This window comes from Methylocella sp. CPCC 101449 (genome assembly GCF_031921685.1).
Lineage (GTDB): Bacteria > Pseudomonadota > Alphaproteobacteria > Rhizobiales > Beijerinckiaceae > Terripilifer.
In genome coordinates this window covers 1,905,424-1,918,638 of the sequence record NZ_JAPDHU010000002.1, presented here as the reverse complement: position 1 = coordinate 1,918,638, position 13,215 = coordinate 1,905,424, and the positions used below count along the sequence as shown (strand labels likewise).

The 13,215-nt window shown below is 59.4% G+C and carries 13 protein-coding genes; all 13 read left to right on the top strand.

Annotated features, from left to right (window positions below; genetic code table 11):
* Positions 1–124 precede the first annotated feature (124 nt).
* The 13 genes from OIM99_RS20095 (at position 125) to OIM99_RS20035 (ending at position 13,106) form a co-directional block, all read left to right on the top strand.
* Entirely contained in the window at positions 125–904 is a 780-nt protein-coding gene (locus tag OIM99_RS20095; RefSeq protein WP_311852232.1) for an alpha/beta hydrolase, read from the top strand.
* 135 nt (positions 905–1,039) lie between these two features.
* Positions 1,040–1,432, top strand: coding sequence for an OB-fold domain-containing protein (locus tag OIM99_RS20090; RefSeq protein ID WP_311852231.1), 393 nt, complete (start codon positions 1,040–1,042; stop codon positions 1,430–1,432).
* Complete coding sequence (locus OIM99_RS20085) at positions 1,432–2,589, top strand: acetyl-CoA acetyltransferase (RefSeq protein ID WP_311852230.1); 1,158 nt, start codon at positions 1,432–1,434, stop codon at positions 2,587–2,589. The genes OIM99_RS20090 and OIM99_RS20085 overlap by 1 nt, the downstream gene beginning before the upstream one ends.
* A gap of 16 nt (positions 2,590–2,605) precedes the next feature.
* A complete protein-coding gene (locus tag OIM99_RS20080) occupies positions 2,606–3,529 on the top strand; it encodes an SDR family oxidoreductase (protein WP_311852229.1) in 924 nt (307 codons plus the stop codon).
* Between the two features lie 13 nt (positions 3,530–3,542).
* Positions 3,543–4,445: a MaoC/PaaZ C-terminal domain-containing protein gene (locus OIM99_RS20075; protein ID WP_311852228.1), complete on the top strand. Its 903-nt coding sequence runs from the start codon at positions 3,543–3,545 to the stop codon at positions 4,443–4,445.
* On the top strand, positions 4,442–5,446 hold the full coding sequence (locus OIM99_RS20070; protein WP_311852227.1) for a nitronate monooxygenase family protein: 1,005 nt from the start codon (positions 4,442–4,444) through the stop codon (positions 5,444–5,446). The genes OIM99_RS20075 and OIM99_RS20070 overlap by 4 nt, the downstream gene beginning before the upstream one ends.
* A complete protein-coding gene (locus OIM99_RS20065; RefSeq protein ID WP_311852226.1) occupies positions 5,446–6,219 on the top strand; it encodes an enoyl-CoA hydratase-related protein in 774 nt (257 codons plus the stop codon). The genes OIM99_RS20070 and OIM99_RS20065 overlap by 1 nt, the downstream gene beginning before the upstream one ends.
* 5 nt (positions 6,220–6,224) lie before the next feature.
* Positions 6,225–7,379 (top strand): acyl-CoA dehydrogenase family protein, encoded by a 1,155-nt coding sequence (locus OIM99_RS20060; RefSeq protein ID WP_311852225.1) that lies wholly within the window; start codon positions 6,225–6,227, stop codon positions 7,377–7,379.
* A 9-nt stretch (positions 7,380–7,388) separates the two neighbouring features.
* Entirely contained in the window at positions 7,389–8,513 is a 1,125-nt protein-coding gene (locus tag OIM99_RS20055; RefSeq protein ID WP_311852224.1) for an acyl-CoA dehydrogenase family protein, read from the top strand.
* 1 nt (position 8,514) lies between these two features.
* Positions 8,515–10,629 (top strand): acetate--CoA ligase family protein, encoded by a 2,115-nt coding sequence (locus tag OIM99_RS20050; protein ID WP_311852223.1) that lies wholly within the window; start codon positions 8,515–8,517, stop codon positions 10,627–10,629.
* A 136-nt stretch (positions 10,630–10,765) separates the two neighbouring features.
* Positions 10,766–11,587 carry an alpha/beta fold hydrolase gene (locus OIM99_RS20045; protein WP_311852222.1) on the top strand — a complete coding sequence of 274 codons (822 nt, stop codon included), beginning with the start codon at positions 10,766–10,768 and terminating at the stop codon, positions 11,585–11,587.
* 33 nt (positions 11,588–11,620) lie between these two features.
* The gene (locus OIM99_RS20040; RefSeq protein WP_311852221.1) at positions 11,621–12,577 is read left to right on the top strand and encodes a tripartite tricarboxylate transporter substrate binding protein; all 957 of its coding nucleotides are present in this window, start codon (positions 11,621–11,623) and stop codon (positions 12,575–12,577) included.
* Positions 12,578–12,809: 232 nt separating this feature from the next.
* The gene (locus tag OIM99_RS20035) at positions 12,810–13,106 is read left to right on the top strand and encodes a hypothetical protein (RefSeq protein ID WP_311852220.1); all 297 of its coding nucleotides are present in this window, start codon (positions 12,810–12,812) and stop codon (positions 13,104–13,106) included.
* Positions 13,107–13,215 lie beyond the last annotated feature (109 nt).

Here is a 13,215-nt window from a genome sequence, read left to right as displayed (position 1 = left end):
CGATGGTGTGGCTTGGTTTGTCCTGGCCGCGCCATTTTCATTTAGAGGCATTCGAGACTATGTGGACGCATTGTCTTTATGACTAGCGGTCTTCTCTTCGCTGGAAAATGTTCTAGGAAAAGGCATGCATTGCACTGTCTCATATTCGACGTCGGAGAAACCATGGCTCATTCTGGTGCATGGAATGCTGACCAATGCTCGCCATTGGGCGCTCAACCGCGAGCGTTTGAGCCGTGCATTCAATTTGGTTTTGGTTGATCTGCCGGGTCATGGTCGCAGTGGTGCTCCGGCCAATCCTGAAGATATCACCGTGGAGCGGCTTGTAGAGCGGCTGGACGAGACGCGTCGCGGACTCGGCATCGCGCGCTGGTATCTGTGCGGTCAGAGTTTTGGTGCGGGCCTGACGCTGCGTTATGCATTGGATCATCCCGAGCGCGTGATCGCCCAGGCCTTTACTAACGCGCGAACCGTCTATCGCGAAGCCGATGCGCCACAAGAGGTGGAAGCGCGTGCTGAACGCCTGGCGCGGCTGCGCCGCGATGGGGCGCGGGCGTTGCGAACCGAGCATTTCCATCCGCGCTTCGCCAGACGCTTTCCCGCCGACCTGCGGGAGGCGTTGAGCAGGGATGCCGATCGGATCGATCCGTCGAGTTATATCCGGCTGATCGGGGACATTGGGCCTGCATTGTCCTTGAATGGTGTGCCTGGGTCCGTGCCAAAAGTGCCTACATTGTTGGTCAACGGCCGACATGAACGGGCCTTCCAGGCCTGCCGTGCCACGTTGGCTAAGGTTTGGCCGAGCTTGGAAATCGCCGATATCGACGGGGGGCATTCGGTCAACATTGAAAATGCAGCCGGATTCGATGCGGCTCTGCTGGATTTCTTCGCCTGTCACCCGTCGTAGTCCTATCCAGCCATAATCAAACGTTTGGCATGGGTGAGAGCAGCCAAGTTGAGACCGCCTAGCGGGCGCTTTATTTTTCACCACCAGAGGAAAGGGGAGGCCGGGCTCTGGATGCCCTGCCGATCAAGGAGGCCCATGAACAAGATCGAGAGGTCGCCGCTTCAGGTGTGGCAAGATCACTTGCGCGCCGAAGAACTTGCCTATCAATTCAGTCCTGATACCAACAAGGCGGTTTTCTATCCGCGTCTTGTCTGCCCCCATGGCGGCAAAGCGCCGCTGGAATGGCGCATCAGCGCCGGGCGCGGCACGGTCTATTCGATCTCGCGTGTCTATCCGATCAAGGGTGAGCCCTATCCGGTCGCACTGATCGATCTGGACGAAGGTTTCCGCATGATGTCGACGGTCGAAGGTGCAGCGGGTGAGCCGGAAGAAATCGGCCGTCGCGTACGCGTCACCTTCCGCGCCGTGACAGGTGAAGCCGACAAATTGCCGCCACCCCTCCCAGTCTTTGTTTGGGAGGATGCATGATGACGAATTTCCCTAAGCGTGGCGGCAGCGCCATTGTCGGCGTGGCGGAAAGCGATCTTGGTGTTGTCGCTCCAGGCACGGCACCGCTTGATCTGATGGGCCAGGCGATCCAAAGCGCACTCGCCGACTGCGGTCTGACGTTGGGTGATGTCGACGGGCTTTTCGCTGCGGCAAGCCAATTGCGTATGCCGACATTGTCGCTGTGTGAATATCTCGGCATTCAGCCGCGCTATATGGACTCGAGCTATATCGGCGGTGCGTCATTCCAGAGTCTCGCGGCGCATGCGGCGTTGGCACTCGAAGCCGGGCTCTGTTCTGTCGCGGTCATTGCCTACGGCTCGACGCAGCGAAGCGCGCGCGGTTCCTTCGTGCCGCAACGCGATATCAACGAATATGATGCACCCTTCCGGCCGCGCCTGCCTGTTACAGGTTATGCTCTGGCGGCGGCGCGCCATATGCACCTTTACGGCACGACCCGCTCCGACTTGGCGGATATCGCCGTAGCGGCCCGCAACTGGGCGCAGCTCAATCCGAAGGCCTTCGATCGTCGGCCCTTAAGCATTGACGATGTTCTCAACGCACCGATGGTGAGTTCGCCGCTGGGCGTCAAGGACTGTTGCCTGGTGACGGACGGTGGTGCCGCGGTTGTTATGGTACGTGCCGATCGAGCGCAGGGCCTCCGCCAGAAGCCGGTCTATCTCTTGGGTTATGGGGAAGCTCAGGAGCACCACTCGATTTCGCAGATGGCTGACCTCACGGATACGGGTGCGGCGCGCTCTGGCGCGCAGGCCTATGCGATGGCGGGCCTCGTGGCGAAAGACATCGACGTGGTGCAGGTCTATGACGCCTTCACCATCACGACGCTTCTGTTTCTCGAAGATCTTGGCTTCTGCCCCAAGGGCGAGGGGGGGCGGTTCGTGCAAGGTGGCGCTATTGCACCAGGCGGCAAGTTGCCGGTGAACACGTCGGGTGGCGGACTGTCCTATTGCCATCCGGGCATGTTCGGTTTGTTCACCATGGTCGAAGCCGCACGGCAGTTGCGCGGCGAATGTGGTGAAAGACAAGTCGCCGATGCGCAGACGGCCATTGCCCATGGCAATGGCGGCGTTCTGGCCGGACAGGCCACCTTGATCTTCGGTACTTCATCAACTCTCTGACGGAACGAAAAGCAAAATGACCGCGAAACTTTTGCAAGGTAAAGTCATCCTCGTCACCGGCGCCGGCCGTGGCGTCGGCCGTGAAATCGCTCTGTGTGCTGCGCGCGAAGGCGCCAAAGTCGTCGTCAATGATCTCGGCGCTTCGCTGAACGGCGAAGGGCAAGATGCGAGCCCGGCTCAGGAAGTCGTCGAACTGATCAAGGCGCAGGGAGGTGAGGCGATCATCAACGGTGACAGCGTTGCCACGGCTGAAGGCGCGCTGAGCATGGTCAAAGCCGCGACTTCGAATTTCGGTCGCATCGACGGCGCTGTGCACAGTGCTGGCATTCTACGCGACGTGATCTTTCATCGTATGACGCCAGATGACTTCGAAGCGGTGTTGCGCGTGCATCTCTTCGGAGCGTTCAACTTGTCCCATGCCTGCGCGCCTCACTTCAAGGCGCAGGAAGGTGGCGCTTTCGTTTATATGACGTCGACGTCCGGCCTGATCGGGTCGTTCGGCCAGGCCAATTATGCCGCCGCCAAAATGGGGATCGTTGGCTTGTCGCGTGCCATCTCCTTTGACATGGAGAAGTTCAAAGTGCGTTCGAATTGTATCGCGCCGCACGCTTTCAGCCGCATGATCGAGACGATTCCGGGCAAAGATCCGGCGGCGATGGAACTCGAGATGGAAAAGCGCCGGACGAAAACGCGCGCCGATCAAATCGCGCCGCTGGCGGCCTTTCTGTGCTCAGATGCCGCTTCCGGGATCACCGGCCAGATTTTCGGCGCTCGCGGCAATGAGGTCTATCTCTACAGTCAGCCGCGTCCGGTGCGCACCATGCACAAGGACGATGGATGGACGGTCGAGGCCCTGGCCGAACGGCTGCCCAATGCCTGGGCTTCGGCATTTACGCCGGCTGAACGCACCCGGGACGTGATCGGCTGGGATCCTATCTAAGGAGAAGATGCCGATGGCATTGAATGTCGACGCGCTTGAAACCTGGGCGTTTCCCCGGCTGGCGCAAGACTATACCGACAGGGACAGTCTGCTCTACGCGGTCTCGCTCGGCTTCGGTCAGGATCCGATCGATCCGGCACAACTGCCCTTCGTGTATGAACGCGATCTCAAAGCGGTGCCGACCATGGCGGCGATCCTCTGCCATCCTGGTCGTTGGACGGCAGACCCGGAATTGGGTGTGACGCTGAGCAAGGTGGTGCATGGCGAGCAGCGCGTGTTCCTGCATCGCCCTTTGGCTCCATCAGGTGAGCTGTACGCGCGTGCCCGCGTGACCGCCGTCGAAGACAAAGGGGAGAAGGGCGCTGTGATCCATGCGGCGCGCACCATGTTCGATGCGCAAACTCATGAGCCGGTTGCCTCGGTTTTGCATTCGACCTTCTGTCGGGTCGATGGCGGGTTTGGCCGCAGTTTTGGTCACGCGCCTGAGGCGACGCCTTGCCCAAACCGTAAGCCTGATCTCATCATCGATGTGGTCACGCGACCGGAACAAGCCTTGCTCTATCGGTTGAACATTGATCGTAATCCGCTGCATGCCGATCCGGCCTATGCGGCCAAGGCTGGCTTCGATCGACCAATCTTGCACGGTCTGTGCATTTACGGGCTGGCGGTGCGGGCACTGTTGCCGACGGTAGCGGACAACGATCCTGCTGCGATCCGTTCGGTCGAATGCCGCTTCTCGCGGCCTGTTTTTCCTGGCGAAACGGTGCGTTTTCAGATCTGGAACGAGGGTACGCGTGCCCATTTCCGCGCCCGTATCGAAGCCCGCGATGTGACCGTACTGGATGCAGGACGTGCGCTTTTAGGCACGGGTCATGCGGCTCCCGATTACGCTTTGCTCACTGAGGAAACACCATGAGCCTGCCCGACAGTTTTCGCGGCCGCTTGCGACTTCCCATCGTTGCTTCGCCGATGTTCCTTGTTTCGGGGCATGAACTGGTGATTGCTCAGTGCAAGGCTGGCATCATCGGCTCGTTTCCATCGCTCAATGCGCGGCCCGAAGCGGAATTGCAGGTCTGGCTGTCGACGATCCAGGAGGCTTTAGCGGCGCATGACGCCAGTCATCCGCGGGCTCCCGCGGCGCCTTATGCGGTGAACCTGATTTCAAACAAATCCAACGCGCGGTTTGAGCATGATGCGGCGGTTTGTGTTGAAAACAAAGTGCCGCTGTTGCTGACATCGCTGTCGCCGCCGGGCGATCTGGTGCGTGCGGTGCATGGCTACGACGGATTGGTCTTTCACGATGTAACCACCGTGCGCCATGCTGAAAAGGCGCTGGAGCAGGGCGTCGACGGCTTGATCCTCGTCTGCAATGGCGCAGGTGGCCATGCAGGCACGGCCAATCCGTTCGCTTTCTATTCGGAGGTGCGGCGCTTCTATGACGGCATCATCGTTCTGGCGGGCGCCATCGGCACCGGCGGTAGCATTCATGCGGCGCTCAGTCTCGGCGCCGACATGGTTTATATAGGCAGCCGCTTCATTCCGGCGCAGGAAAGCCGTGCGCCCGACGACTATCGAGAGATGATCGTCGAGGCATCGTTGAAGGACGTGGTCTATACGCCGTTCTTCAGCGGTCTTCCCGCGAATTATCTACGGCAAAGCATTGTCGCCTCCGGGCTGGATCCGGAGGAAGTGGCGAGCGCCAACAAGGACAAAAGCCGTTATCAGGCCGGTGCTCGCACTTCGGCCAAGGCCTGGCGCGATATCCGGGGCGCGGGACAAGGCATTGGGCTGATCGAGCGAGTCCAGTCTTTGGCTGAGATCGCCGATCAACTTGAACGCGAATGGGTCGAGGCAAGAGTTGCTGACGATGCGGCGCGCGCCGCGCGGGCTGCCTGGCTGCGGCAGGGAGGATACTGATGGGCATTCATCTCGATAAATCGGGCGGCATCGGTCGCATCATTTTTGAAACACCTTGTCGCCGCAACGCGCTATCGCCGGAAGAGCGCTATGAAATGGCGAACATGCTGCGCGATCTGCGCTTCGATCCTGACGTACGCGTGGTGTTGCTGCAGGGAGCGGGCGAGGATTTTTGTGCGGGTGCCGATGTCTCACGCATGGGCAAGGACACGCAGAGCAGCGCCCGGGCCCGCATGCAGCGCGGTGTGGGTAGCGTCGCGCGCGAGCTGGCGGCGATGGAAAAGCCCTGCATTGCCGCGGTGCGCGGTGTTGCGGTTGGCTTCGGCTGGTCGGTGGCGCTGGGCTGCGACGTGGTGATTGCCTCGGAGACCGCACGTTTCTCGATGATTTTCGCCAAGCGCGGGCTGGCGCCCGATGGGGGCGCGATTCATTTTCTGATCCGGCATCTTGGTCAGCTACGGGCCAAGGATCTGGCCTTCTCCGCGCGTATCGTTGGGGCGGTAGAAGCCTATGATCTCGGCCTCGTCAGCCGTGTGGTGGCCAATGACCGCCTCGAGGCAGAGGTTGAGAACTATTGCAAGCAACTTCTCTCCATGCCGACCTTGGCGCTGGGCATGACGCGGCATCTGTTTGAAGTGGCCACCGCCACCGATCTCGACACCTATCTCGATGCTGAAGCCTATACCCAGTCTTTCCTCAACCAGAGCGAAGACTACAAAGAAGCGGTCAAGGCGTTCATGGAAAAGCGCCCCGGCGTTTATCACGGGCGTTGAGACACATGCCGGCCGAGACGATTGCTGATTGGAACGCCATGGCGGAGACGGATTTCCGCCAGACGCTGCGCGATTTCATCGAGACGGAATGCCCGCCTGAGCTAAGGGGCTATCCGCACCGCTTTCCCGCTCAAGTTTCCATGCCATGGTATAAAGCTTTACATCGACGGGGCTTCATCGCGCCTGGCTGGCCCGTGGAATACGGCGGTATGGGCCTTCGGCCCGAGCGGCATCTGATTTTCATTGAGGAGATGGAAGCGGCGGGAACGCCTTGGCTGCACGATGCGGGTGTACGCAATCTTGGGCCTGCCATCATCGCCTGGGGCAACGAAGCACAGAAAGCCCTCTATCTGCCCAAAATGCATGCCGGCGAACATATCTGGTGCCAAGGCTATTCCGAGCCATCGGCGGGTTCGGACCTCGCCAGCCTGCAATGCGATGGCCGCTTCGAAGGCGAAAACCTGATCATCAATGGGCAGAAGATCTGGACCACGTCGGCTCATGTCGCCACCCATATCTTCGCTTTGATCCGCACGGATCGCTCGGGGAAGAAGCAGGAGGGGATCAGTTTTGTTCTGATCGACATGAGCTTGCCCGGGATCACAGTACGTCCGATCGAAAACCTCTCAGGCCATCCGGATTTCTGTGAGGTTTTCTTCGACAATGTGAAGGTTGGCGTGGAGTGCATCCTCGGCGAGCCGAACAAGGGATGGGCGGTCGCGCGTTCACTTTTGGGATTTGAACGCATTTGGGCTGGGTCGCCGAAGCGTGCCTTCAAAGTGTTGCTAATTCTACGCCAGCGGATGGAGGAGCGCGGATTGCTGACCAGCGACTACTGGCGCGACCGGCTGGCGCAAGCGATTTTCGATACTCAGGATGCGCAGGACATGTATGCCGGCTTCGCCGATCTGGTGCGTACTGATGGTGCGGTCGGCGTTGAAATCTCGGCCCTGAAAATATGGTCGACAAGCACCTTTCAGCGCTTATCGGAGCTATTGCTCGAGGTCGCCGGAACCGACGCCACGTTGGCGGGAGAAGGTGCTGAGGATCTGCTGGCGCCTTATTACGAAAGCCGTGCACCGACGATCTTTGCCGGAACCAACGAAGTTCATCGCAACATCCTGGCGCGCTCCGTGCTGGGCCTTCCAAAATCTGCGTAGAGAGCCGTCATGACATCGGTCGACGCCGATACCCTTGTTCTTTTACGCGACGCGGTTGGGAAACACGCGGCGCGCACGGCCGATGGCCGCGCAATTCGAGCGCGACGCAACAGTCTACCGGGCTATACGCCGACGGAACTGACAATCATGGCCGAGCAAGGTTGGCTTGCCATTGGCCTGCCCGAGGAGGCTGGCGGTCTTGGTCTCGGTGTGTCGGCCGCTGCGATTGTCGCCGAAGGTCTGGCTGGATGTTTCACCGCCGATCCATTTCTTGGGCTTTTTCTTGCGGGGCGTATTCTGTCTCAAGCCAAGGGAGATGTGGATTTGCTGGCGGCGTTTGCGGCGGGCGATATTTTGCCAGCTCTTGCCTGGCAGGAACAGTCACAGAATATTCGTTCCCTGCTCTCACCGGCAACGACACTATCGGCGGATTATACGCTGAACGGAAAGAAAACTTATGTTGCTGGCGCCGCTGGAGCGACGCATTTCATCGTCAGCGCAGCTAGTTCTTCCGGGCTTGCGCTGGTTCTGACGAAAGCTGATGCAGCAGGCCTTTCTATCCATCACGATTTTCGTGCCGATGGCACGCCTATGGGGCAGCTTCACTTGGCTGCTAAGCCAGGGATCGTTCTGTGCGAAGGCGAGAAGGCGGAAGCTGCTCTACGAGCGGCGCTCGATGAGACCTCTGTGGTAATAGCAGCCGAACTCATGGGGCATGTTGACCAGATGATGGCGCTGGTCATCGAACATCTGAAGACACGGCATCAATTTGGCAAACCGATCGGTTCGTTTCAAGCACTGCAGCATCGTGCGGCCGACATGTTCGTGCAACAGCGTTTGGCGCGCGCTGTTCTCGATACGAATCTCTCGCGCATGGATGGGCTTGATGACGCTACCGCTCGGGGCATGCTCGCGGCTCGCGTGCGGGCACGGCTCAACGACACCGCCCAGTACATCGTCCGTGAAAGCATTCAGCTTTTTGGCGCGATGGGCATTACCGATGAAAACGACTTGAGCCTGCATGTAAAACGCTGCCTCAGCTTGATCGGCTGGCTAGGCAATAGCGCCGAGCAGCGCGGCTACTACATGGATATGGCTGCTCCTCAAGGAGCACGGCCGAATGGGAGAGTTTGAAATGAATGCACAAACCAATCGCAACGCCAATCCGGGCGGTCTTGATGCGCTGTTTCGCCCGCGCAGCATTGCGGTCATCGGAGCCTCAGATGACTCTCGTAAGATTGGCGGCCGCCCCATTCGTTACATGCAAGAAGCCCAGTCCGCCGTGAAGGTCTATCCAGTCAATCCGACGCGCCCGCAGGTGCAGGGATTGAAAGCTTATTCGAGCGCGGCGGTCATTGGTGAGCCGGTGGACCAGGCGATCATCGCCGTGCCGGCGCGTCAGGCCGAGGAAGCGGTCGCCGACGCCTGTGCGGCGGGCGTTCGCTCCATCGTCATGTTCACCGCGGGTTTTGCTGAAGCCGGCGAGGAAGGGGCCGCGGCGCAGGCGCGTATTCTCAAGATGATCCGTGATTCCGGAGCGCGGCTTCTGGGTCCGAACGCGATGGGCTCGTTCAATACGGCCGATCGTATTTTCTCGACCTTCTCGACGGCGATGGATCGTGGCACGCCAGCGGTTGGGCGTGTTGGCATGGTCAGCCAGAGCGGCGCGGTGGGTTCCTATCTGCAAAATCTTGTCATCAGCCGTGGCATGGCGATCTCAAAGTTCGTCGCGACGGGCAACGAAGCAGATGTGCAAGCGGCCGAATGCCTGGAGTGGATGGCACAGGATGCCGATACCGATGTGTTGATGCTCTATATGGAGGGTTGTCGCAATGGCCCGGCGTTGGTTCGCGCTTTGCGGACGGCTCGCCGCATGAAAAAGCCGGTCATCGTCTTCAAGGCTGGACGCACGGAAGCTGGACAGACGGTTGCTGCCTCACACACGGGGGCGCTCGCGGGTTCCGTGCAAGTATTCGACACGGTGTTGCGCGAAGCTGGTGCCTGGTCCTGCCAGACGCTGACCGAAATGGTCGATGTTACCTATGCATGTGCCCAGGGTCGTCTGCCGGTGGACAAGACCTTGGCGATCATCACAGTCTCGGGCGGTGTCGGCGTCATGTCGACCGATGCGGCAATGGAAGCGGGGATCGAATTGCCGCCGATCTCCAAAGCCACGCTGGCCGCCATTCAAGCCGAACTACCTCTGGCCGTTGGGCTCAATCCGGTGGATACAACGGCGCAGACCGTCGGGGATCGCACCATATTGACCCGCACGGTCGAGCGCGTGCTGCGCGATCGGCCTTTTGGTTCGGCCATGTTGTTTTTCTCCAACGTTGGTCGCAACGCGAAAGATATGGCTATTTTGGCCGAGCCCCTGGCAGCGCTGCGGGCGGAATTCTCGCAAATGCAGCTCGCGCTTTGCGTGCAGACGACGCCTGAATTCAAGCAGCAACTCGAAGGTTTGGGTTATCTGATCTTCGAGGATCCGGCGTTCTGCGTGAAAGCGCTTGCGGCGGCTGCTAAGCTTTCGCTGCTGCGCGCCCTGCCTTTAGAGCTGCCTGACGTGCGAGAGATTGAACCCATTTCGCTGCGCCAAAGCCCGGACGAGGCGCAATCGAAAGCGATCCTTGCGAAAGCTCGCCTGCCGTTCGCCGAGGAGCATGTCGCAGCGACTGCCGACGAAGCGGTTGCCGCTGCCGAAGCGGTGGGTTATCCGGCGGTGATCAAGGTGCTGTCGGCGCAGATCGCGCATAAGTCCGAGGTCGGCGGTGTTGCTCTGAATCTAAAAGATGCAGCGGCCGTGCGCGAGGCTTTTGCACGCGTCATAGGCAATGCAGGGCAGGCTGAACCGGATGCCGACATTCGTGGCGTGACGGTGGCGCCTATGATTGTTGGTGGCGTCCAGACCATTATCGGGGCCCATCGTGACTCGACCTTTGGGCCGGTGGTGATGTTCGGTCTAGGCGGTATCTATACCGAGATCCTCAAGGATACTGTCTTGCGCACGGCCCCCGTCACGCGTGAGGCCGCGCTCGATATGATCCGTTCGATCCGGACATTTTCCATTCTGGATGGCGCGCGCGGCCAGGAAAAAGCGGATCTGGATGCCATCGCCGATGCTATCGTCGCCGTGTCGCACTTCATTGCTGCGCAAGGTCCTGAAGTCGAAAGCGTCGAGATCAATCCGTTCATTGCCTTGTCAAAAGGCGGTTTCGGCGTCGATGCGCTCATCCATATCGGTCAGGCTTAAACGCTCCGCCATAACCTGAAATCACCTATTGGCAATTTCAGATCAGTTGCCCGATTGGTTCCGCCATGTACCAAATCGGGCAACGTGTCCGCTTTTGCGGATTGCGGCTCAATCGGCTTTGGGAGGAAGAGCTGAGATGGCTTTTGGCTTCAGAAGTGCAACGGCAGCGGGCCGGCGCTTGTTTCTCAAATCGACCCTGGCATCAGCTTTACCATTGGCGATGGGATCATCGTCGATAGCGAAAGCCCAAGCCACGCGGCGTACCTATGTTCTGGTTCACGGTGCCTGGCATGGTGGCTGGTGCTGGCAGCCGGTGCGCGAGCGCCTGGAGGCCTTAGGCCATCGTGTCCTCACGCCAACACTGACCGGGCTGGCGGATCGGTCGCATCTCTTGAGCGATCGGATTGTGCTTCAGACTCATATCGACGACATCGTCAATCTCTACCAGTGGGAAGATCTGACGAATGTGGTTCTGGTTGGCCATTCCTATGGGGGCTGGCCGGTTTCGGGCGCCTTGGAGAGGGTGCATGATCGTACTACCGCGGTGGTGTTCGTCGACGCTTTCGTTCCAGAAAGCGGTCAGGCGGGACGCGATCTGACGTCGCCGGGCATTCGCAAAATTCTCGATGAATCGCTGGCCAAAGGTGAGATTGCGCGTCCGGCGCCCGATGCCTCGGTGTTCAATCTGGCGAACCCGAAAGACGTTCCGTGGTTGAACGAGCGGATGACGCCGCAGCCAAATGGGGTGGCGGTAGCGCCGATCCAGTTGCGTGGCGGACGTGAGAAGGTTGCTCGCAAGATCTACGTGCGCGGCACCCGTTACGCCAATTCTAGTTTTGATGGCTACCTCGCTCAGGCGCGCCAGACACCGGATTGGCAGGCTCATGCCGTGGATTGCGGTCATCACGTCATGCTCGATCAGTCGGAAGGGCTGACGAAGATACTAACGGAGGCGTGATCCGCAGGGTCGCGCCGAATGGGAGGGAATAAGATGAAGGTTGGATTTAAGGCATTGTTGCTGGCCTGCGGGCTGGCCATGGCGGGCGCGGGCTCGGTGCGCGCGGATATTGCTTCACAGTCGACGATCCAGATCGTCGTGCCGTTCAATCCAGGCGGGTCTACCGATCCTTTCGTGCGTTTCCTGGCTGAGGAGTTGCAGCGCAAGCTTGGAAAGCCTGTCATCGTCGTCAATAAACCCGGTGCAGGGGGCATTGTCGGCACCGCCGAAGTGGCACGAGGGCCTGCCACCGGTTCGACGCTGCTCTTCTCAAGCTCGTCCTTTTTGACGGGCGCGGCCTACAATCCCAAGGCCAACTACAATCCGGTCAAGGACTTCAAGACGATTTCGGTTTTGGGCTTCAATGAATTCATGATCATTGGCGCTCCAGGTTCGGGCGTGAACACGCTCGATGATCTGTTCGCGAAGAACAAGGCCGGGCGTGTCGTCATGTCGACGGCTGGCGTCGGTTCGTCCACGCATTTCGTCGGCCAGATGGTGTCAAAAGAGTTGGGGTTGAAGCCGCGCATTCTGCACATGAAGTCTTCTGGCGAGGCGATGTTGGAAGTCATCGCGGGACGAGCCGACTATTATGTGGGCTCAGTTGGCTCCTCGGCTCCCTATCTGAAAGGTGGACGTGGCAAGGCCGTGCTCTATTTGGGTGAAGGGCGTCGCCCGGAATTCCCGGACGTACCGTCGGCGGCCGAAAAGGGTTTCCCTCAGGTCGAGGCATCGCAATGGTTCGGCTTCTTCGCCCCTGCGGGCCTAAGCGATGCGGATGTCAATATGCTGAATCGGGCGGTATCGGAAATCATGACGTCCGAACGAGGCAAGCAAGTCGTCGCCGATCAAAGCGTCCGGTTTGAAGACTGGGATGCAAAACGCTTCCAAGATTATATGGATCGCGAGTTTGCCACCTGGCAGAAGCTCTATGCCGCCGGCATGCAATGAAAATTGGCTTGTGATTTGGTGTCGTAGGCCAAAATCGTGGGGATGAGCGGGCCGAACAAGATCGGCGGCTAGAATGAGAGGAGATGCTTCGGGAACCGGCGTCGTCCCGCGCCATTCGAGATCGTGCCTCGACGATGCATTATTCGACTAAGCGTTCTATAAGCTTGTCGATGAGATGCGGCGGGTCTCCCGCCATCGTTAAGGTCGGTTTTGGGCTGGGCGGGAGCGGGCGGTGAGCTTGAAAGAAAGTTTATCGATCAAACTGCGCGTGGCGCTCTGGGCGGTTGTCGCCGTTGGGTCGGCGGTTCTCCTGAGCCTTCATGGCGAGGCTGTGGGAATTTCTCGCACGATCGGGACCTATGTTTGGGCTGCTTTCATGATCGTTCTGATCGGCCTCTTGCTGGGGCCGGTCATGGCGCGGCACATTGGTGCGCGGAAGACCATGATTTTCTTTCTCGTATTATTGGCTGCCGCCATCGGTATTTATGCCTATGTCGTGATCATGACGGAGTTTGTCCTTAAGCACTGACGGAGAGGCTATTCATGGATCGGCTTTTGTTCTTCGTCCTGCCGGTCGTTGCGGTTTGCATATTGGCTAGCGAGAGCGTTGCTGCGCCAAAGGTCGGTGGTGATGCCGA